Source organism: Comamonas sp. w2-DMI, from assembly GCF_040187735.1.
Classification (GTDB): domain Bacteria; phylum Pseudomonadota; class Gammaproteobacteria; order Burkholderiales; family Burkholderiaceae_C; genus Comamonas; species Comamonas terrae.
Genome location: NZ_JBANEL010000013.1, coordinates 110956 through 132703, shown reverse-complemented (window position 1 = coordinate 132703; position 21748 = coordinate 110956). Strand labels below are relative to the sequence as shown.

The window sequence follows — 21748 nt, the reverse complement described above, 5'->3', positions numbered from 1 at the left end:
AGAGGTAGGCAACGCCTATGCAATGACGCCACTAGGGCGCCATTGCGTATACGTCGCTGCAGAAAGTGGGGAGAGGCGGGTAGCCTATATAGAAGGGACGATGCAGACAAATTCTGCAAATCGCGATGTAATTTTTGCACAAACTTAGTTTTGTGAAAAGCTAGTCCACGACAGGTGCAAGAAAGCCGGTTGACCTGGCCATGTCTACAAGGCGCTTGGCCTTGGAGCAGTCTCCTTGAGACGATTGCCACAATGCATTGACCTTGACCTCAAACGCACTTTGGGCGTACTCGAATGCTTCGTCAGGATCTGCCATGGACTGCGCCTCATGCTTGAGTCTGGTGGCCGCATACTGGTTTGCGTTATTGGAGAACATCTCCCCTTTGCATGAGTGCATGGCGACAACAGATGCTGCTGCCCCGGCTGTCAGCAGATCCATGTCCTCTTGCCAACCTGCTTGTACCGATCCAGACAGTGCCAGCAAGCATAGGAGCTGTGAAACTTCTTTTCGCATATGACCTCTACTTTCTGCCAGCAGGATAGGCAAAAGGGGAGCACGTGCTGGACCGCAAACGCAAGAGTTTTCATGTATATTGAGACTACTTTCCTTCGGGACTGTGTTGCCTAGTGCAATCTTCCACTTCGCCAAGGGTTCCCCTTTGGTGTCACATCTCCACCACCTGGTGCACGCAATGCGCAGCACCGCATGGGTTAGCCCATTTCTTGTTGCAGCCTTCGTTGGTTGCCTCAAGCATTCAACTGATCATCAACCCGTAGGGCACTTCCCCTATGGGGCGTGCTCAACATTTCCTCTATGGAGATCTCTGCATGCCTTCGATCAACAACATGCTGACCAGCAACGATCCCACGTTTCGTACTGGCGATGCGGTCATCGTTGCACTTGGTTTTGCTGTCCTGACCTACTTTGTAGGTGAATGGCTCCTCGGGGCCATTGACCAAACTTTCTTTGCGGTAGTTTGCAAAGCAAAATACTTCGCCCCTCCCAAATAGGAAGCGACAAAAAAGCCACCACACCGTAAGGTCGTGGTGGCTTTTCTTTATGACGTGGGAAATATTCTCTACAAGTAGAGACACTCTTAGCTGAGTTGTTCGAATAAGCCAGGAACAGCCTGGTTTGCCCAAGCCATCATATCCAGCGAGTAGTTCCTATTCACGCCCAGAAAGGTGGGCAGGAACAGCGGCAACTCTTTTGCATACCGTCGCAGCAAGCTAAGTTCACCGTCTTTCACACATTGGTTCATGTTGCAGTAACGGTCAGCCAGAGCGACCTGTGCCCCCGCAGCATTGGCGGCGATCTTCCTGGCCTTGTCTTGCATGCGCGATGCACGATCATCACCATACCCTGTGCATGCTGTCACGATGTCATCAATGTCATGGCCGAATTGCCCCACCAGATCTTCGATGTCCTCGCAATCCTCTTTCACATCGTGAAGGTAGCCTGCAGCCAGGACAGTCGAACTGGCCTTCATTCTCATCAAGACCCGCACTGTGGCATCCAAATGCTCGATGTAGGGTCGATCCCCATAGAGCTGGTGTCGATGGGCTCTGAGCGCGAATTCGCGCGCACGCATCACCAGTGCATGGTCGTATACAGGAGCTCGATGACCAGTCATTTCGGTGGACATATCTTCATTCCTTGAGCATATTCGTCACTGAGACAGGATCATCATCCCGCCGGCGATAGGGCTGGATCTTTTGCTTTACCGACTCGCTGCAGTAATCCAAAAGGTGCAAAAACCCTTTACGATTTTTGAGGCCAGCCATGACGGCGACAGCATCTACCTCCAAACCAGAATGCAGCCAGATGATCAGCCGTGTATTACGCACGATCTGTGGCCCCATGCGAACCGGCATCTCCAAACCAGCCTCGGAGCACGACCTCTCAATATGAGCCTTCACCAAGTTCAGGAGCGGGACCTTGGCCAGCTCCATGCTGCTACGGGTCACGAAGAGAGTATCACTGGCAGCGCGCAAGCGGTCATCATTGAAATCTGCCTGCAAGGCTTTGTTGGTGTTGATCACCACTGCGAGATCCTTTCTCACCCTCTTCCAATTCTGGATTGCTTCGGCGGACTGGTCATCGAGCGGCAACGTTCGTTCTTGAGCAGGCCCAGATCGCGGAAGGATTCGAAGCGTTGGCATGTCTGCAATCCCGATTTGAAAATCCTGGACTCGCAGAGCTCGAATCTCCTCAGGCCGTAAGCCTAGCTTGAACAGAAGCATGAGAATGGCGTGGTCACGAATTTCAAAGGTGTTCCCGGCAGGGTTGCCATATCGCCTAGTGCAGGCATCCCATTGCTGGGGTGTCAAGATGCTGCCCGTGTGCTTTTCAGCCATTGGGATGTCCTGCTGTGCCAGAGTATCCAGGGGACTGCACTCCATCCAGGCCTGGCTGGCGCAGAACGCATAGATTCGCTGCAGCACCGAATAATAACGACGCCTAGTCACATCGGAGATCGCTCTGCCAGGCTTGCTACCTTTCATCCCACTTGCCAGGAACCTCGAAACATCTACTGGCACGGCTAACAAAGGATTGGCCATGGTGTAGGGGGCATTCGGGCCCTCTTGCGAACTGGCCAAGTATTTACACCAAGAACGCCAGATAAAGCGATAGCTGGTGGACCTTGTGGGGTCGATACTTTCCTTGCCGTACACGGCCGTCTCATTCACATGGGCTATCCATGCATCGAAAAAGGCATCCGCACTCTTGGGCTTATTGGATACAGAGGTAACTCCATGCCGCATCTCCGAACCCAATCGACTCATTGAATTGTCATCCAAAGGGGAATCTGTGCGCAGATCGCTGTAGCAGTCTTCGAGCGCAGTGGGGGGTAGTCGGGGATGAGAATGCATAAATCCTCCTTTAACGAATATTACATGACCTATCGTTAAAGACAAAACCCTTGAAGAAACCCTCTTCCTGGTTACTTTCTATCTCCCGCGCAAAACTAATCCTTTGCTTCGCTTGAGGTGGTCGCACCCGCCATGGGTGTTAGAGGGGATCGAGTGGGGGGTATAGGGGGGCAAAGGGAAAGTAAAAAATCCCAAAAACCGTCGCCAAGGAGGGGCAGTAGCACCGGAAACTAAGGTCATGTAATATTAGTTAAACTGGCTAAAGTCCTGACTTCATGACGGTTGCGACTTGTTTTGATGTTTCGGTATGCCCGAAGAACGAGGCGTGCGTCGAAGTTCTAGCCGCTTGCAGATGGCTGGGAGGTGGATGGGAACTTCGTACCACTCTGTCTCGAAAGTTGATTCATACTGCCTGCCTGATGTAACTCAATGCAGATACAAATTGCTACACATGAGGGCTGTAACTGATGACAACAAGGATCAAAGCTGTTCAAATAACACGATGAAGACTTATGGCTACGACTTTCCCGCTTTTTCTCGACTCTCGTGCACCTCGGCATCCCACGTGCACCGCTTCGGTTGAAAGAGCGATACCCGTAAAGGGAGTCCTATGCCTACAATCCGGCTTCAACCACTGCAACCAGCTCGGAAGCACCAGATGAGCGATAAGGTTCTCTACATCAAGCCATATGACTCTGGCTGGGTTGTGGGGACTTATGACGAGACCGACAGCTTCGAACAACTCTTGCCTCTGGGAGAGATCAAGCCCTACACCAGCTACGAGCTGGCCCTGGAAGCTGCAAAGATCTGGCAAACGGTCCAACCTGAGTTCACGTCCATCATCTAAGCAAGCCCTACTCCACAATCAAACCACCATCACTGGTGGTTTTTTTGTGCCCTATTTGATTGGATAAGTTGAGGGGCAAAAGACCCTCCTATGCTGAAATCAAACTCCCTCAGTGGATGACATACTGGAAGTTTGAGCAATGGTTAGGAAAGCGATTCTTGTGGCGACCCTTGGTATGAGTTCGGGCATCTATGCCCAGGTTCCATCGTCACCTATCCCCATGTTCACAAGACCAGTCGAGGCTTGCATCATCCCTGCTGCTCAATACCACCACGTCAATCACAATATCCTGTGGGCGATCCTTAAAGTCGAGAGCAATTTCAAGCCCAATACCGTCACCAAGAATGAAAACGGAACCCAGGACCATGGCATGGGTGGGATGAACACAATTCACATGGCCAGCCTGGCTAAGCATGGAATTACGCCATCGAACATCCAAGACCCTTGCATTAGCACATACGTAACTGCATGGCACTTAAGCAAAGTGATTGCGAAACACGGCAACACTTGGTATGGGGTTGCGGCATACCACTCAGCAACTCCATATTTCAATAACCGCTATCAAGTAATGCTGCAGAACGCTCTCATCAAAGCAGGTGTACTAACAGGCAAAATTAAACCAGTCCCACCACTGAAACCGGGACAACTTGAGAATTCGATTCCAAAAGCGCAAAACAAAATGCAAGCTGCCAATGCATATAACTCGTCAATGAACGTGCTCAGTGAGTGACTTGCACTGACAGAGTTTTATGCGATACTAAATACATCAAATGTTTTTAACCAAGAGGGAAACCATGAAACATTATCAATCTCTGTCCATTATCGCCTTTGCAGCTCTGCTGGCCGCTTGCGGCGGTGGTGGCGGTGATTCCAAGCCTGATACCAATAACCCTCCTGTGACAGAGCAACCGGGACCTTCTCAACCGGACAATGGCCAGTACCCTACGGAGACAAAACCGGCTGATTACAAGAGCCTGAATCAAGCAGCCATTTACGAAACCATCAACAAATACCGTACCACCTGCGGCTTCAGCAGTATTAAGCAGAATTCTTTGCTGGACACTGCGGCCATGGGTCATGCAAATTACGAGCAGATCAATTCGGAAGTCGGCCACACGCAGACAAATACTAAACCTGGATTCACTGGTGCTACTACACCTGATCGCCTGAAGGCAGCTGGTTACGCATATTCCAATGGCGGCGAAATTGTCGGAGCCTGGGTTGGTGGCACAATGGTGGCAGGTTCGAGCGGTAACGCTATTGAGCATCCTATTGACGCTCCAACAGGTAAGGCCCTGATCAATCGTCTCTTCTCCACTGTCTATCACCTGAAGAGCGCGCTGGAGGAATGGAACGAAATGGGCATTGGTTACTCGGTGTCCGATAACCGAGCCACAGCCCCTGGCCAAACCAGCTTCTTTGCAACAGCAGTTGTTGATTTCGCTAATGCAGCGGGTTCTCAGGCACCTACTTATACGGCAGGCAAAATCCGCAGCTTCCCTTGCCAGGGTATTGACGGTGTTTCGCCAATCTTTACGGCCGAAAACCCCAATCCGTTCCCCGCGATTGATTTTAATCAAAATCCGATGGGAACCCCGATCTACTTCCAAGCTGGGAAGGGTGGAAATATGGTGATTGAGCAAGCTGAAATCATGGACATGAGCACGCAAAGCATCGTTCCCATAACCAATCTGACCACTGATACAGACCCGCAGAAATCGGTGAAATTCTCGGAAGGTTTTGTGATACCCACACAGCCGCTGAAGTCGAACACGGAGTATCGGGTTAAAGTTAGCGGAACCTCGGATATGGAAAAATTCACAAGTGAGTTTGTCTTTAAGACTGGCACACAAAACTAAAATAGGCCCGAAAGGGCCTATTTTTTTAATCACCTCCGCAGATATTATCCCCTCCCGAGCTGCCAGTGATGATGTTGTATGAGTTCGCAGGGCAGAATTGCTTCCAAACACCCCATTCAGTTCCCGAATAACCCCCCGCACCTTTTCTTACAACACAAATTCCATACTCAAAGGAGTTGAAGCAGGTGTTTCCAGCTGATGTATCGCGTTTGTAAGAGCCGATAACTGCACCTTCAGCCAGCTTCCCATAACCTGGCACATCGACAAAGCTATTATCAGCGGCTGCCGGGAACGAAAGCCTGTTAGTACCGGTTGAATCGTAGTTTTGCGCATTCACGCTAGCAGAGAGACAGAAGGCCACTGAAGCCATAACCATGTATATTTTCATGTTTCCCTTTAGGAGTACAAACAATAGATGGATGCAATTGATTCACCAGAAATGCCATTACCAGCATTGTCGGTAATATTTACTAGCCAGGACGACCCATAATCAATAGCAAAGAAATTGACTGAGTTCTTTTCCGAAAAAATATTTTTGGGGCTCAATATGATGATTGATCCATAGGTACCACTCAAGCATGCTGGTTTGGGGACCGATGTTCCATTAGATGCAGAGTAAGAAGCAACAAAAATTCTCTTCCCAAAGCGCTCAGCAAGAGGTACCCATTGGTTGCCGGAGCAAATCATAGACACGCCTGTCGGATCTTGCCCCAGTTCTCCATTGGTTTGGCACCATGACCCCTGGCTCCCACTTACTGATGTGATAGGGACCCACACAGATCCATTGCACATCAGTAGCCCCGGACCTAAGGTGTTCTGCGCCATATCACCCAATGAACGACCTGTTCCGCAACCAGAGCCTTTCGCAGCTCTTAGCGTAGGCTTAAGCACTTCACCAAAAGCTCGTCCAGATCCATCAGCAACGTCGAAACCAGCTTTGTCAGATCCTCCAGCTGCACGCACGCGGAGGTTCCCTGAGTTATCTACAGCGAACCTGTCGGTCATTCCGTCAGACGATGCTATCTGCCCTGTGTCCCCGTTAATCCTCGCTGTCCTCGTCCCTGAAGTGTTGCCTGCAGCAATGGTTCCACTCTCGCCGTTCAAAGCAAGTCGCGATGTGCCTGCTGAATTGTTCAGCAGTATTTCCGACGTATTGCCAGTCATGCGTATTGTTTGTACGCCTGTGGCCTTGTTCAACGTGACAGTTGAGTCTTCACCTGATATCGCGACCGACTGAACCCCTGTACCGAAAAATGTGGTGATTGACGCTTTAGTAGGTTCGATCACAACCTTCTTAAGACAAGAGGAAACCCGACTGATCACCTCACCCAGCTTAGTGAGTTCGGCCAACCGGCATTCAGATCCATTGTTTCCAGTCCCCGCCCCAACTGACTCTTCACCCACAATAACGGGGGCAATCACCTTTGTCTCAGAATTGATGATGCCCTTTACCGTCAAGTTGCCTCTGAAGTTTGGATCGCGGCTGTCGTTCATGACCAGGTACTGGCCAAAATCCGATGCGCCCCACCCCACCAAGATACCTATCACACCAGGTGGAGTGCCTGAAACTAAGTTTGGTGCAGTCATTCCTTGGCCGGACGTGAGCAAGGTGGGACTGGTGTTGAGCGAAATGAGAGCGTCAGGGCCTGTTTCCCTACGGTAGGCACCTATAAGAACACCGTTGGCCTCAGTGCTGTTACGCAGTATGGCCTGTGAGAGATAGATGAAACCTGGTATTTCACAATCCTGAGCAACGCATCCTGCAGGTTCGCGACGCAGCTTCGTTATAAGACTGGTTCCAGGCCCGCGAAGGGGGATCTGTGTATTGAAACCCTCAGGTAGGTACTTCAATGCGATCAGATCTTCCACCCTAGGGGACATTGTCTGGCCAACAGAGTCCCCAGGGGAAAGTGTCACCCCATTACGAGTGATTGGCTCCCCGCTTTGAAGATGATCATAGTTTTCACTGACATACTGATTTGTGGCTATGCGAACAGGGTTGATTCGCTTTGCATACTCAACCCCAAGCGCACTCTGGTCCCGGTAGTTCAGACTTTGAACAATTCCGTTAGCCACGATAGCAGTAACCATCAGGCCCAGCATCACTGAGACAATTCCATAACCCATTTGGCTGGAACGACGACCGGAATAAAGTGGTGGTTTAAGTTTATGCATTGTCACTTTTCATTTATTTGCACCATTCTCATTTCAGTGAGGGTGAAAGCCATTGCATAAATGAATCAAATTCAACATATATATGTCGTTAGGGACGTTAGATGGAGGAACTTAATTCAAGAATCATTCACCGAGATACGCGAAAAAAAAGGGCCTCAAAGAGGCCCGCTGTCGTTTGTGGCGATTAGCCCCGACCAATAACCCACCGAACATCAACTGTCGCAGTTGCATCGCAGGTTGAGGACAAACTGGCCAGGTTCACAGCAGCGTCTGTAGGCTTCACCTGTGTAGCTCCCACAAATACTTGGCGAGTGATACTTTCTGTGTTTTGAACCAGCTGCTGGCAATCTGTACCCTTAACATTAGCGAACGTAATGCTCAACCCGTCGTTTGCTGTGTTAATGGTTGCAGGTGCAAAGGTGATAGCGCCGTTGTAATTATTGTTAGCCGTGTTAGCGCCGGTATTGCGGCGATGTTCTGGCACGATGCCACCTTGAACTGCAATAGCTGTAGTAACTTGCCCATACAGATTGGCGTATCCATAGGTCTTTTGTGCGGTTCCAACCATCTGGATGAATTCTTGTGTGGCCGCTTCAATACGAGCCTTCTTGGTTGAATCCTGATACTGTGATACGGCCACATACAAGAACATGCCGGCGACCAGGAGACCGAACATAACTTGAACAATGGACCAGCCCCCTTGATTGCGCCGGGAGGAGGAAAACATCTTTTGAGTGTTACGAGCCATTTTCATTTAATACCCCTTTGATAATTCGTTATAGACGAAAGAAATGATTGTTTGAGTGCCGAGGGAGAGAATCACGGCCACAGAAGCAACGAAGAATGTAATAGTTGATCCTGCAGCAATTAGAGTCTTTTTGATCTGTTTTTCGATGTTTTCGAGCTCGTCCCTTCCTAGTGAAATGATTGCATCCTCAAAAGCTGAAGCAGAATCAGATAGTGAAGCCAAACGTGAGCGCAACCTTGCAGAAAACAAGCCGCGACTGAAGGCCTTCATCAACTCCTCTGGCTGGGTATCCAGACTTTGAACAATCTTTTGGATCTGCCATTTTCTCCAGGGATTGTCATCTTCAGTGAGGCTAATGATTGCTTTTTTCAACACTAAACCGGATGAGAGAAACATTGACAGAGTGGCTATCGCGTTCGCTGATTTCAAATCACGATAGAGACCAAGGATTGGCCACTCATCAATTTTTTGACGCAAAACTCCAATGTATCGCGGTGCAAAATAAACCAGCATCCCTACGATAGCTGCTATGGCAAGGGCACAAACATGCCAATAATCCATAATGAAACGCGATAGAAGTACCGTGAACTGGTTAAAACCGGAGAACTTGATTTGGTTTGTTGACTTTTCGATTTGATTAATTGTGTCTGCCGTCAATACCGAGATTCCTCCGGACATGCCGACTATAAACGCAAGCATTAATGCCATTCCGGATACCAGCATCAAGATCCGAATTCGGAATGCAACTACATTACCGATGTGAGAAATTGAGTTCTCAACATCGTTAGAAGCCTCAGCGGCCCTAAGCATAGGCCAATCACCTTTAGGTGTGACACACTTCAGTGAAGCGACGAGGCCCACACTATCGTCATTCTCAATAGTGCGAATTAATTTTTTACCCACTCGCACCCGCGTCTCATCTTTCAGAATCTTGCCGTTCTCTATTTCTCGTCGCGCAAAATCTTTTAGAGAAACATCCCGCCTCAATGCGTCGGCCAAGTCAAAGTAAAATGAATCGCGGAAAAATAGGAACCGAGTTGAGTAGTAGATATCCTCAATTTTGTCGAACGCGTTCATTGCCAGCTTTTAACCTTAGATAGTTATCCGTAAAATCAGAAAACTTTTCAAATCTTGCAAGGGTCCGTATGTCGATACGGCTATCCTGAACTTTTAACAAACCATGTTCAACAATGCTTCTGCCGAACATGTCCTTACTCTTAAGATCAAAAACTCCTCGGTGGCGGTGGTAATCAAAGGCCTCAACATCTTTATTTGCCAGAATTAGATCAAGCCATTTGTAGTCTGGAGTTAAAAGCTCAGCTAACAGAACCTGCCCCTTGGTTCCCCGCCCGCGACATTCACTACAACCGTTTGGATTTCGCCAACGAAAATAGGTAGCATCAAGATCAAGTCTATTGATCTGCTCAATGTATTCATGAGCTGAATTTTTGTCCGCACTCTTATTTGCCAAGAATTCATCAGTTGTCAACATACAGGCTGGACAATTACCTGGTATGAGGGCTTGATAAATGAAGAGATTGATAATTTGAGGCGTCGCCAAGACATCTCTAGACAAATTCAAATTATCATCTGTAAGCCTTGGAATGATCCCATGAAGACGGTGCGCGTGCAGAGTTGCAATGCCCATGTGCCCAGTTTGAGCAATTCCTAACCAGGCATTGGCCGATATGTCATCACGTAACTCGCCCACCATCCCTATATCGATATCTCCACGCAGCATGGAATTGACTGCACCAATATATTTTTTCCGCACCTCTTCATCCGAATCATCAAATGAACGTTGGACTGATTTTTGGTGTGCGCCTTTAATTTCCAACTCAACCGGGTCTTCAACAGTGTTGATAACAATTGAACCATTATCCGGGTGAGTTTCCACAAAAGCACGGATAGTATGAGTCTTACCAGAACCTGTAATTCCAGTAATACACACCAATCCATTCGTTGTTTGTTGGGCAGCCCATATTTCCTTCTGCATTGAATCTTCATAACCTAGCTCAGGAATAGTCTGGGAGGGTTTATTGGAACCAGAGAAGATCCGAAGGATTGCCTTAGGGCCTTTATGGCCGGCAATAGCTTGAAACCGCATTTTCACAACCTCGCCACCAAGCTCAAAGTTAAGCATGGTGTATGCATCGCGGTCCGGTTTCCAGATAGAAGTCGAGTTAGATTTAACTTGTGTGAGGTTCTGATATATAGAGCTAATGGTTTCAATGATCTGCTGCGCTGGATACTTACCTTCTAGCGCATCGTCAAGAGCCCACATCTCACCATGGGCCCGAACGCGTACAACTCCCTTGCTGTCGAGTGTTTCCAAATGGAGATCGGAGGCCTCCATTTTTCTTGCGATTTCAAGCCAACTGCGAAACCGCAGCATGGGTTCAGACTTGAGCCTCTGAAGCCTATCAGAATGAGCATTAGACCCGCTGACGCCAATGAGTTGCTTCATGAGCCCTGGTGAAACCACCAAGGTACCTGCATGTGAATATGCATGATCATTGAGATTTCCAGACAAACGCCTTAACGCTTCATTATTAACATGCCCCCCGGCAACAATATATGCTTCGCGTTTTTCGTTGGCCAGAACCAGTATCGGCGCTTTAGTTTCGACTCCAACCCATAACGTTGGTCGGCAGCTATTTACCAGAATTTCTGCATACTCTGGCAATTGGCTTGTATTGTTGATCTCTTGACCCTTAGGAGCACGAATAACATCAACATCAATTACAGGTTCTTCTTTCTTGCGCTTAATTTTTTTTTGAACCCCATAGCAATTTCATATTCCCTCTCCAATGTGCACCGATATTGAATTGCATCTTGACTTTTTGCGACATGGAGGTTTCAGAACAACATTACTCTTGTGAATAGTCACCACCGTATACGTCCCAAACTGGTCACCTTCTTTGAGGCTCACAAGACTTCCTCTGTCATTAATAAGCACCCGGGGAAGATCTTCAATATAAGTGCCAACCACAACAAACCGCTTCTCTTTGACCTTCGGCACGTCATTTTCTGGTTTTGCAGGTTTCGGCTCTTCAACTTTCGGATAGAGTTCGGACAGTGTTTTCGCACGCTGTCGAGCAGCAACATCAGCAAGAGTCTGTGCACCAGCACTCCCAATGATCAAAAAGCTTACCAATGCAATGCTAATTTTGTGTTTGTTTAACATGGAATACAGTGTCGGCATCGACCGTTGATACAAGTTCGTTCTCGACTTTGGTTGTCTTGATCTTGAAAGCTGTGAGATGCATATTCCTTGGCTTGGTACGCATAAAGTCTCCGAAAAGATCGAGCGGAATGCTTCCAACCGCAATCTCACCTTTCATTACCGCCATAGGATGTTTAAACGTCGAAGGAACACCAGGGGTTTCAGGCCATAGTGTGATATTTTTCTCCGCTATCCCAAGGCTTGCAGTTAACCATGTCTGCCCTATATCGCCGTAGTCTTCACTTATAAATCTAGCGTAGTCCTTATCGTAAGATGGAAACTGAAATTCTTCAGGTTCGAATTGTGCTACAGCTATTGCTTCATTAAGATTTGTTGGTGCTTGGAATCGAAGCTTGAACCCGGCAAGAGCCTTTTGAAGTTCAGTAAAAACTCCATCTTCACGGCGGAATTTCAGCGAGCACTGATATTCTTTGACAGAGCATATTGCCTCTTCAAATGCCCAACCAGCAGGTCGCTGAGGCACCGGTCCAAGCTTACCTAGCATTTTGAAAACAGCGGAATCTGGAAGTGCAAATCTGCCTTGCGACAACATCAGATTCTTCATGTATTTAGGCACGGGATCGGCTTCCCGAATCGCTTGTTGACGTGCTTCCTCTGCTAAACGCTCCTGCTCCTGCTTGTGTTCAAGATATAGATAGCCAGCACCTAAAAGAACTGCTGACATCACTATGTACTTGATTGGTGACTGCGGTACTTCTTGGATTGATTTAACACGCCCTTTTTTTGGGCCAAGTAACTTTGCGCCAAGGAGCTCTTCATACTCAAAGTTACCTTTATGCTTGAAGTTAATTCTTGGTGTGATCCCGAGCCTATGAGCGATTATTTCAATCTCACGTACCGCATCGTCTTCCGAAGTAAAAACTTTATCGATTACGGGAATCGATCTATTAATACAGCATGCAGCATAAAATTCGTCATATTTCAATATGACGGCTACAGCTCTGTCAGTTGCATGCTTTGCGAGAGCCACTGCCAGTGCATGGATTCTTTTGCGAGATGCTTCATGCTCATTAACTACGGCAAAAAAAGCCTTTCCCTTTCCGGGAACACCAATTTGCGCGAATAGCTTCGAGACTGAAGCACCAGCGGCTGCACGAATATCCTTAGTGGCTGTTTCTTTGGAGAGCGGATGCCAAAACAATCCGCAGACCAAAAAGCTACCGCCTACAGGTATTAGTACCTCTTTCATTGCAACTGGACCGCCCTAATGACAACCACGAAATCTTCACGCTTATTGGTGAGTTTTGATGAGCCACCAAGAAGCATCGGTAAGCCATCAGCCAAGCGTCGATCAGTGATGCCGTTGATTTTCCTGCTTAAACCGGTAACAACCATTGCTTGGCCCGGCTCTAGGCGAATCGTGCTTTGATTGTCTGTACCGGTAGTAACTGGAGTTTGTACCTTCTGGAAAGACTGGCCTTGACCGGCAGTTACATCGAACATTCCAATCAGCTCAGTTAGAGAGATACCGAACTTCAGCAGAATGGTGCCGTTATCCATGATCGCCGGTGTGACCATAAACTTATCGCCAGTCGTGATCTGCGAAGTCTTCAGGCCAGGCGCTCCAGATCCGGCCGATGAGGACGTGGAGGGTGTTGTCTCACTCAGATATCCATCGGTTTTCAAATTGGTGTTTCGCGCCCATTGGCGGTTCATGGCCACAAGCGAGACAGGTGAGTGCTTGGCAGTTGTACCTACCTGATTCAACATTTTCAAGATCGCCTTGGAATTGGCGAACTCACGGGTGTTCGAGCTGTTTTGTAGGATGGTGGTGGACAATCCTCCAGCCAATGCACCTGTCAATGTTGCAGGTGCAGCGAGCGTTGCACCCCATGCATTTGACAATGACTCAAAGGCGATGTTCAGATCTACACCAGTCTCGTTTGTGTCATCCCGAAGCACAGAATAGATGTCAATTTGGATATGTGCTTGACGCATCAGTGCCTCATCTTCAGCCTTGAAGATCTGGCGTACCTTGGTCATTGCATCCTTAGGGGCCGTCACATAGAACCGCCCTGTCGTTTCATTCAAAACAACTTCACCGCCAGTTGGCTTTACGACTGTTTCGAAGGCCTTGAGCAACGATTTAAGAGTCTCAACTCTCCCGCTTTCAGACATCGAAAGCGTCGATTGGTTTGTTGTGTTAGGTCCTTTGTCGTTGGCTGTACCACTGCTTCCTCCGGTGAGCTCCATCTTGAATGTCTGCTCTACCCCAAATGCAGCGAGCTCAAAAGTCTCTGTCAACATCTTCTCGATGACAACGGTTCCCCCACGATAGGACCAGGACAGTGCAAGCTGATTGGTAATAAAGTCCAAAAAGCCTGCAAGATGGCCGTCCCAGGTCATCCTGATGGACTCAAGATTCGTGACGTATTCGGGAACTTGGCCACTGTCCCCCGTTGCTCCAGACTGTGCTCCAGCAGGCATTGGAGCTACCCCTTCAGGCGGGATCGGTGATGGCATTGGCAATGTCTGTAGTGGGGCTACAGTTTGCTGGGGAATGCCTACTGGCTTCATCACTGCAGGTGAGGCAAGCGAAAGACGAACGGGTATTCCTGTTATTGCAGAAAGACGTTCAACAACAACCCGTAATGGCACGCGCTGCACCTTCCCCTTGGGGTCGGCAAAGTTGAAACTCTGGGCCTTATAGAAGACTGCCGGCAAAGTTTCGTCATTCTGGACTTCCATCATGCGCCCACCGAGCCAAGGGCTAGACGCCTTCTTCGCTACAACAGTGGTCTTTGCAGCGAGAAAGCTTGCATGCGCTGATGTGCCTGGTGTTGAAGGCGTGACAGGAAGAAAAGATGACGCAGGGCCTGTTCGGGAGATCTGAGCCGCGACGGTTTCGCGCCCTTCAAGATTGGTGGAGTGCAGACCATTTGAAGCTGCACAACCTACCAGCACAGATACGGAACAAGCAATTGCGGTCAACCGCAACGACGAAAAAGAGCGAAAGTAAGTTTCAGTCATTTTTATCGGCACTCTTTCTCTTGTGCACCTTTACGTGTGATCCGCGCGAGAGGAGGAACATTGGGATAGAAGCAAACCTCTAGTGGATACTTTGAGAACTTCACTGCAGGGTTATCCAACACTGCAGTTACTGCATCCTCAAATGTGCCGCTGAAAGTGTTGACGGCCTCGATGACAAAGTGCTTCTCAGCATCCCACCGAACTTGGTAGCCGGCGTCCTTCGCCCAGCGTTGAAAAGCACCAAAATAATTTACGTCCTTAACATCCATAGTCCACGAACTACTCGGGTGCACTGGAGATGCAACTGGAGTTACTTGAACAGAGCCAGGGCTACTCTCGCGCGACCCTTCATAGGGTCTGTTCACGATTTCGATAGCGTAGACGCTGCCGTAACTAAGAATTAATGCTGCAGCCAGCAACGCCTTATTTCGCACGATCAATAACTCCAATTTGAATCACGTTATCCGTGAAGGCTCTACCCTTAACATCCGTGTAGCCTTTGCTATGCAAGCCCTGCTCCATCTTTTTAACGGCTTCAAGGAAAGTGCCGTATGTTATTTCCTTTGCAACCGATTCCTCCAGTGGAATGTACGGAAAATTCACATCAATAACCCGCCACCCTGAAGTTTTACCCCAGCGCTTCAGTACATCCAATATCGTTCGATCAGACACTTCGATACGATAGAGTTGTTTACCAACCGTGTTCAACTGTGATGGTGGTTCCTGTTGAATGGTTTTAGAAAAATCGGTTTCTCGAACTTTCTGATCATTTCGAACTAGCGCAGAATCCGGCTTTATGGCCTTAGCCAGCGCATATTCAATGCGTGCCCCAACTTCACCGCCTTGCGCTAAAGAAGCACCGCGAACATTTGTGCTTGTCTTGATCTTTGAACGGTCAATGCCAAATGAAGTAAGAGAATTGACAATCGCATCTACGCGGCGACGCCCTAGATCTTGTTCAATTTCATCATCCAGTCCACCGTAGCCAACAACTTCAATACTCTTGGCTTCTGCTAATTTCCTGGCTAGAGCTATGAATGATTTGGCGGAGTTGGGTGTTACCTTAGCCGTACCCTTTGCAAAGACAACAGAAGACTCCCCAACATCGGTCGTGCTCATCCAGACAAAATCGTCGCCCTTCGCACTCGGAGCATAGCTACGCTTGGAAAGCATGTTTTCCGATCCAATACGCGGCGTGTACTTTCGATCAGTACCCGTATACTTGATTGTCGCTTCGGAATAACCGATCTTCAGCTTATAAACAGTTGAGAGCTTGGATACATAGAAATATGCTCCTTCTTCTTTAGGCGTAATGAGTTTCCACTCCCCATCCTCTTCGTAGAAGATCGCAGGTATACGCTGACCTGGTTTGAATTGAAAAATGGCTTGCTTACCATCATCAAACACTTGCGTGGGCAATAGGCTTCTTTGACCCTCAGCTGAATATTTGAAGTTGTAGCCATCGATACTTTGAGCACTGGCGAATGTCGCAATCAATGCCAGAGGCGCTAACAAATACTTAATCACACTTCACCTCAATCAAAGACCAAGTCATGCTTGACTTGAATATAGATTCTTGTTCCTGCCTCGACATCGATAGTCGGCTGAATATGCTTACTTCTACCCAGCATGAATTGGCTTGTATCAACTGCGACCTGACCAGCTGCAGATTTAGCTCCGGCACCGTTGCCCATATATACATTCGTTGATGCCGATTTCCTGTTGTTATCTACGCGGTCCGCAATATAAGCAATCATGAACGCACTGCTGAACATTTGGAAAAAGTGATTATTGACATCACCCTTTAATCCACTTGCTCCAGTCCGATCCATACCAAATCCACCGCTCAGATCAAACCAATCTCCGTTCGGCAAAATCAACCGCGTGAAAGCACTCAATATTCTTTCTTGACCGTATGCAATATCGTTGCTGCATGCACCAGTAACTGCGGAACCTTTGGGAATCAGAATTCGGGAGGATGTATAGGAGTCATATACATCCACTGAAGTAGTTGCCTCTACAGCACAAGGAAGGTCGGAGTTTTGAGCGCGGCGAGTTACGCCAGGAATAGTCATTCCTGCTGTGACTACCCATTTACCGGGTGCAGAATTTCTACGGCTCACTTTTGCAGTTGTCTCTTGACTCACCTCACCCAGAAACCTCTTAGTCTTTGATGCCATCGCAGTTGGTGCAGATCCATCCAATGCACCAGGAAGGGCTGCAGCACCACCCTGCATAAAAGCAGACAGTATGGCGGCACGATTGACAGCCTCTTGCTCCGTTAAACGTTCTGGAAGCTGTGGGAATAATTCTGCAATTTTTTGTTCAGCGGTTTTCTCAACCATTACTGGCTTGGTTTGACCACCTTGCGTCTCATTTTGATCAACAATCGATATTGCGGAGACTGCCCCTTGGGCAACGATATCTTCTTTTGGCCGATTGATTTCGCCTGGTCCAGGTCCTCCATCTGCCGGCAGAGGTTCTCCACGGGCTTTGTGTCGTTCAAGTGGCTGGGCTGACTCTTTGTGCTCAAGGGGAGCTTTGGGACGTTCATCTTTGTAGTTATCAAATTCGTCTTTAATACTGCGGGCAGTCCCCTGGGTATATGGCACATCCTCTTCGCTCTTTTGTTGTTCTTCCGTCTCAGTCCTTGCAGATCTTCCAATCATTGCCGACGCAAAAACAGCCATTGCAGCTACTATTACTAAAAGCCATATCAGTTTTTTATTGAATGGCGATTTTTCACCTAGATCAACTGGTGAAATGATGCTCTTACCATTCATCAGTCATTGCTCCAGCCGAATAATCCGCGTTTGCCTTTACGCACTGATACTTGATCCTTATCGATCTTGAGGATTAGTTCGTCGGCCATCTGCTGCACAATCACCACATTCTCCATATCAGGAACGTAGTTAACTAAATAGAGCCCTTGTGAATCTTTGGCAAAAATTGCAGGTAATTCTGTCAATTTATCGGAGAACTTGAGCCATATGAATTTTCCATTGTCGTAGACAGTCACAGGTTTAAATTTTGCATCGCCCGTGATCGTATAGTTTGTATTAAGTTCTGACGGATTAACTCGAACACCCTTTAGTTTGATCTGAGAACTCTCTTCGTCTATTAGCTTTGCACTGGGTGCTGCATTCTTCTCCAACTTATCGCTTGAGTCACCAAACTCAAATAATGTGTTTGGTTCTTCCGCATACGAGACCTGCTGGTAATACTTTCGATTTTTCCCCGTAGACCTAATGACATATTGGAAACGCTTATTAGTCGTTACGACCGTTAGCGTTGTTTCAACACCTTCAAACTTTGGTTTAATGAAAATTTCAGTCAAACCTTTGTCAGCTTCAATCATGAAGCTATAGGTGTCACCAGCCTTTAAGAGTTTGATTTTTTCACCCTTAGGCATAATGATGTTTGTTACCGCCAATGGGCGTGTCAACACTAGATATACAGATTCTGGGTTGTAGTCAAATTCCACTAACCTTGCATCACCAGAGATCGGTGTAGGTGCCATGTCTGCACGAGCCAATTGGCTGCAAACAAGCGCAACAAAAACAAGAACAATATTAATCACCTTCACTTTACCAGCCTCTCATACGTAAAACCATCGATCTCTAATCCAATTGGATTTCGGAGTACCAGATCCGCATCATTTGGAGGACTCATCGAGTAATCAAGGCGAATTCGGTAGTGTGCCTTCTCTAGCAATCCACCATTTGGATCAAGTTCCTCAGTCTCCAAAGTTACGATGGCAACACCTGGCTGCAAAATATCCACATTCTTCGTCTTGGCAAAAATGAATTTCTTCCCTTCCTTGATATGCCGGATAATTTCAGTTTTAAACCGATAATCTGCGAATTGCCCCCGTGCACGACCTTTTGTCATAACGTCGGCATCTTGCAAATATCCGTATGACATTTTCGGATCGATGGTAAATACCCATTCGGACCATTTCCCCAATCCGAACTTGACCATGGCATCACTTGCTGTGAGTTTGTCAATTCTTACTGGCTTTTTGTATTCGCCAGTTATCCCATTGAACTCGACTAACACGGTGACAACTTTCTGCTCTGTCGATGCCTTCCAGCCATACAGAGCACCCATCAGTCCAATCAATAATCCGAAGAATGCCAGAATGAAAAACCGAGCTGAAGACACTGAAGAACTTCCCCATCGTTCAGCGAAATCATTCAGGCCAGGGTCTTCAGCTATGAATTCAGATTGCGGCAAGTTATAGAAAGACTGACCTTTTGCTCCCTTTTTCTTCTTAGGGACAGCATCTGAAATTGATTCAGTCGAAACATCATCTTCATCAAATAAGGAAGCCTCAACATCGGACTGGCCAGACCGACCTTTACGTTTATTTAGAAGATCAAAGAATCCCATGACTAATAACCTTGCTGATTTTGTAAACCGCAACACAGACACATACCAAAATGGCTATACCTGCAGCTATATAGGCTGGTTTGTTGCGAGCAAAAACAGAGTAATTTGCTCGCATTACTTGCTCGGATAGGGTCTTTTCGTCGCATTCAACACGAGTTTTTTCCAGAAGCATTTCGTGTGCCTGCATCAGCACTCTGCTTCCACCTTCAATAAGGCGTGCCCCAGCCTGCTTCAGTACGATGTACTGAAGTTCCGGGGGAAGGTTGTCGAACGTCGCGGCCCAGTTCATGTACTCATCAACTGTGACCTGGTTGTCGTCGGTATTTGGTATACCTTTATCCGCGCTAGATTGATTGTCGGCCATGGTTTACTCCTACACATACTGTGCAGGATGCACACTGCAAACACGGCATCAAATTACTGCTTTTTTAAAGTACAAAGCGCTGTTGACGCACTTATAACTCTCAGTTAGAGTCACTCCTGCATTTCGCATTGAGCTTTATTTGCTCGCACACTCAACCCACAAGGGCCTGATCCTTGTGGTCAGGCATCATCAATGCCTTTGTTTTTTCTTGCTCTTGCTGGTTTGGCCATTTATGGCTATTTCCATCTGCCCACCTGGCTACAGGGCATAGTCCTCGCTTTTGGCGGATTCTTCTTGCTCTGTGCTGTTGGTGGTTTCATCTGGCAGCTACTTTCGCAATCAGTATTGCGAGTTCTTCGCAAAGATGGTCAGCCTGTTGATTCAGGACTTAGACTACGCCAGGATTCAGGTGCTCCCGCATCGGAGTCCAGGGATACCCCCCCCAGCCCCTCCAGCTCGTCCTGATCCGCAGTCGCTTCGCAGGCATGCCGAAGAAGCCGCGCTGTTCGAAGACGAGTTCCTTCGCTGAAGGTCGAAAAGAAAAAGCCCGCCAAGTTTAGACTGGCGGGCTTTTTCGTTTAGATGAAGTTAGTAAAGTCCGGTTCTCGCTGACTTTTGATTCCTTTGACCACTGCTTTCTTATAGGCCGTGTCCAACCAGTTCAGCAAATTCGCTGCCGAGAATTCTGCTGTTGCGTGGGCTAGACGGTCTAGACTTCCAATTACGGCATCCCGTGCAGGTTCATTCTTGGCGGCCCATTTCTGAATCAACTTCTTGCGCGTAGAGAAGTCGGGAAGCTCAAATTCCACACGGCGATACAGTCGGCGTGCAATAGCTTCGTCCACCCCTTCACCATCATTGGTTGCTGCGAGGAACACAACATCAGGTACAGGCTCGCCAAAGCCATCTATCACGGTGAGAAGTTTGTTTGTGTGTGCAGAGTAACGCGATGAGGTTCGATCCTTGATCAGCTCCGTTGCTTCATCAATGAAAATCACGCAAGGGCGGAGATCCTTGGCCTGCTTGTAAATCGCATCCAGCTTGTCAAAGTCAGCCAGTAGATCAGGCCCAGCCACTTCCAAGAATGCCCAACCAGCATCTTTGGCGATGGCCTTGGCAAGTGCCGTCTTACCGGTACCAGGAGGACCAACAAATAGGCTTCCCTTAAAGGGAGAAGCTTTACGCATGAGCAGCTGGTCTACAAGCACCAGCTCTGCAACGAGATCCTCGATTACTACTGCAAGATTTTGATTGAAAGTAAGTTCAGCCAAGCCAGGAACATTTCGGAGAGCATTCCCCTTGCTACCCTGCAGCTTGCGCAGCGCCTTGCTGAAGTCCTCAATCCTCAACGGCTGTGACCCAGCGATACTCTGCGCGCCTTGGGCAATGGATATGATCCGTTTGACCGAGAACCCAGCATATCTGTTTGCCACTACCTTCAACACATGCTCGCTCAGTGGAGTAGTGACGTTGAGCTGAATCAATGCACTACGCGCCTCCAAGTCAGGAGACTTAACTTCAATTTTGTAGTCAAAGCGCCCTTCACGAACCGATGCAGCAGTCAGCCGCTCATAGTAGTTCGTAGCACCGAGGACAATGACAGAATAGTTGCGTATGTCCTCCAACTCAGTGAGCAAGGTGCTGCGGATGTCTGATTCGTCCTTGGTCGTGGAGCCTGCCTTCCTCTCAGTCAAGAGCGAATCAAGTTCATCCAGAAGGAGAACACACGGTGCATTGCGCTTCACAAAGTCAAATGATTCCTTGATCGCGCGGGGCGTCTCGCCAATCCATTGGCTTGTAACGTTCGATGCCTTGATCTCGAAGAAGGGCCACCCATAAACACCAGCAATGGCTTTGGCAATGGCCGTTTTCCCATTACCGGGTTCCCCCCACAGCAGAATGCCGTTCTTGTTCATGGTTCCAGATGCCCAAGACGCAGTGATCTCTTTGCAGGCATCTGCCACCTGCTTCTTCATCTCAGACATACCTTTCAAGTCCACAAACTTAGTTTTCGGAACTTGCAGTGTGGGGTACTCGTTCGCAATGCACGTGCTTGTATTGGAGGGAACTGAAACACTCGGCATCCCATCGCGTGAAGCATGCGAATGTCGATTGTCAGTCTTAGTCTTCTTGGAAAATCCGAACATAAAAAAAGCCCTCCTGTACTCATAGAGTACACGAAGGCTTGGTCAGTGCAACTCGGCGGCCCGCTACGGTGTTCCTCGTAAAGAAGAACCAGAGCTGGCACCCCCCCTACTCCCACTTCCAGTTG

Annotated in this window: 22 protein-coding genes; 4 read left to right on the top strand and 18 right to left on the bottom strand. The window is 48.2% G+C overall.

Annotated elements, in window-relative coordinates; genetic code table 11:
* Positions 1-160: 160 nt before the first annotated feature.
* Positions 161-439, bottom strand: a complete 279-nt coding sequence (locus tag V8Z74_RS15155) for a hypothetical protein (RefSeq protein ID WP_349709944.1) — start codon at positions 437-439, stop codon at positions 161-163.
* Positions 440-828: 389 nt separating this feature from the next.
* On the opposite strand from V8Z74_RS15155, the gene V8Z74_RS15150 reads away from it, so the two are divergent.
* Entirely contained in the window at positions 829-1011 is a 183-nt protein-coding gene (locus V8Z74_RS15150; protein ID WP_349709942.1) for a hypothetical protein, read from the top strand.
* Positions 1012-1097: 86 nt separating this feature from the next.
* Here V8Z74_RS15150 and V8Z74_RS15145 read toward each other — a convergent pair whose 3' ends face one another.
* Both V8Z74_RS15145 and V8Z74_RS15140 read right to left on the bottom strand, forming a co-directional pair.
* The gene (locus V8Z74_RS15145; RefSeq protein WP_349709940.1) at positions 1098-1646 is read right to left on the bottom strand and encodes an HD domain-containing protein; all 549 of its coding nucleotides are present in this window, start codon (positions 1644-1646) and stop codon (positions 1098-1100) included.
* Positions 1647-1650: 4 nt separating this feature from the next.
* A complete protein-coding gene (locus V8Z74_RS15140; RefSeq protein ID WP_349709938.1) occupies positions 1651-2874 on the bottom strand; it encodes a tyrosine-type recombinase/integrase in 1224 nt (407 codons plus the stop codon).
* A 658-nt stretch (positions 2875-3532) separates the two neighbouring features.
* Between V8Z74_RS15140 and V8Z74_RS15135 the strand changes: the two genes are divergently transcribed.
* The 3 genes from V8Z74_RS15135 to V8Z74_RS15125 all read left to right on the top strand — a co-directional run bounded on the left by V8Z74_RS15135 (position 3533) and on the right by V8Z74_RS15125 (position 5580).
* Positions 3533-3721 (top strand): hypothetical protein, encoded by a 189-nt coding sequence (locus V8Z74_RS15135; RefSeq protein ID WP_349709936.1) that lies wholly within the window; start codon positions 3533-3535, stop codon positions 3719-3721.
* Between the two features lie 175 nt (positions 3722-3896).
* Positions 3897-4451 (top strand): lytic transglycosylase domain-containing protein, encoded by a 555-nt coding sequence (locus V8Z74_RS15130; protein WP_349709934.1) that lies wholly within the window; start codon positions 3897-3899, stop codon positions 4449-4451.
* A 64-nt stretch (positions 4452-4515) separates the two neighbouring features.
* Entirely contained in the window at positions 4516-5580 is a 1065-nt protein-coding gene (locus V8Z74_RS15125) for a CAP domain-containing protein (protein ID WP_349709932.1), read from the top strand.
* A gap of 25 nt (positions 5581-5605) precedes the next feature.
* Here the strand turns inward: V8Z74_RS15125 and V8Z74_RS15120 are convergent, their stop codons facing one another.
* The 15 genes from V8Z74_RS15120 to V8Z74_RS15050 form a co-directional block, all read right to left on the bottom strand.
* Positions 5606-5968, bottom strand: a complete 363-nt coding sequence (locus V8Z74_RS15120) for a hypothetical protein (RefSeq protein WP_349709930.1) — start codon at positions 5966-5968, stop codon at positions 5606-5608.
* Positions 5969-5976: 8 nt separating this feature from the next.
* Positions 5977-7755, bottom strand: coding sequence for a hypothetical protein (locus tag V8Z74_RS15115; protein ID WP_349709928.1), 1779 nt, complete (start codon positions 7753-7755; stop codon positions 5977-5979).
* 184 nt (positions 7756-7939) lie between these two features.
* On the bottom strand, positions 7940-8509 hold the full coding sequence (locus V8Z74_RS15110) for a type 4 pilus major pilin (protein ID WP_349709926.1): 570 nt from the start codon (positions 8507-8509) through the stop codon (positions 7940-7942).
* The gene (locus tag V8Z74_RS15105; protein ID WP_349709924.1) at positions 8510-9580 is read right to left on the bottom strand and encodes a hypothetical protein; all 1071 of its coding nucleotides are present in this window, start codon (positions 9578-9580) and stop codon (positions 8510-8512) included.
* Positions 9558-11189 (bottom strand): ATPase, T2SS/T4P/T4SS family, encoded by a 1632-nt coding sequence (locus tag V8Z74_RS15100; protein ID WP_349709922.1) that lies wholly within the window; start codon positions 11187-11189, stop codon positions 9558-9560. The genes V8Z74_RS15105 and V8Z74_RS15100 overlap by 23 nt, the downstream gene beginning before the upstream one ends.
* A 108-nt stretch (positions 11190-11297) precedes the next feature.
* Positions 11298-11690: a hypothetical protein gene (locus V8Z74_RS15095; RefSeq protein ID WP_349709920.1), complete on the bottom strand. Its 393-nt coding sequence runs from the start codon at positions 11688-11690 to the stop codon at positions 11298-11300.
* On the bottom strand, positions 11668-12939 hold the full coding sequence (locus V8Z74_RS15090; RefSeq protein ID WP_349709918.1) for a type IV pilus inner membrane component PilO: 1272 nt from the start codon (positions 12937-12939) through the stop codon (positions 11668-11670). The genes V8Z74_RS15095 and V8Z74_RS15090 overlap by 23 nt, the downstream gene beginning before the upstream one ends.
* Positions 12936-14720 carry a type II secretion system protein GspD gene (locus tag V8Z74_RS15085; RefSeq protein WP_349709916.1) on the bottom strand — a complete coding sequence of 595 codons (1785 nt, stop codon included), beginning with the start codon at positions 14718-14720 and terminating at the stop codon, positions 12936-12938. The genes V8Z74_RS15090 and V8Z74_RS15085 overlap by 4 nt, the downstream gene beginning before the upstream one ends.
* Before the next feature lie 2 nt (positions 14721-14722).
* The gene (locus V8Z74_RS15080; RefSeq protein ID WP_349709914.1) at positions 14723-15154 is read right to left on the bottom strand and encodes a TcpQ domain-containing protein; all 432 of its coding nucleotides are present in this window, start codon (positions 15152-15154) and stop codon (positions 14723-14725) included.
* Positions 15144-16247: a TrbG/VirB9 family P-type conjugative transfer protein gene (locus tag V8Z74_RS15075; protein ID WP_349709911.1), complete on the bottom strand. Its 1104-nt coding sequence runs from the start codon at positions 16245-16247 to the stop codon at positions 15144-15146. Before V8Z74_RS15075 ends, V8Z74_RS15080 begins: the two co-directional genes overlap by 11 nt.
* Before the next feature lie 8 nt (positions 16248-16255).
* On the bottom strand, positions 16256-17503 hold the full coding sequence (locus V8Z74_RS15070) for a TraB/TrbI/VirB10 family type IV secretion system protein (protein WP_349709910.1): 1248 nt from the start codon (positions 17501-17503) through the stop codon (positions 16256-16258).
* Positions 17503-18306: a TrbG/VirB9 family P-type conjugative transfer protein gene (locus tag V8Z74_RS15065; protein WP_349709909.1), complete on the bottom strand. Its 804-nt coding sequence runs from the start codon at positions 18304-18306 to the stop codon at positions 17503-17505. The genes V8Z74_RS15070 and V8Z74_RS15065 overlap by 1 nt, the downstream gene beginning before the upstream one ends.
* Complete coding sequence (locus tag V8Z74_RS15060) at positions 18303-19112, bottom strand: VirB8/TrbF family protein (protein WP_349709908.1); 810 nt, start codon at positions 19110-19112, stop codon at positions 18303-18305. Before V8Z74_RS15060 ends, V8Z74_RS15065 begins: the two co-directional genes overlap by 4 nt.
* Positions 19099-19476, bottom strand: coding sequence for a hypothetical protein (locus V8Z74_RS15055; protein WP_349709907.1), 378 nt, complete (start codon positions 19474-19476; stop codon positions 19099-19101). The genes V8Z74_RS15060 and V8Z74_RS15055 overlap by 14 nt, the downstream gene beginning before the upstream one ends.
* 578 nt (positions 19477-20054) lie before the next feature.
* Positions 20055-21560, bottom strand: a complete 1506-nt coding sequence (locus V8Z74_RS15050; RefSeq protein ID WP_349709953.1) for an AAA family ATPase — start codon at positions 21558-21560, stop codon at positions 20055-20057.
* Positions 21561-21748 lie beyond the last annotated feature (188 nt).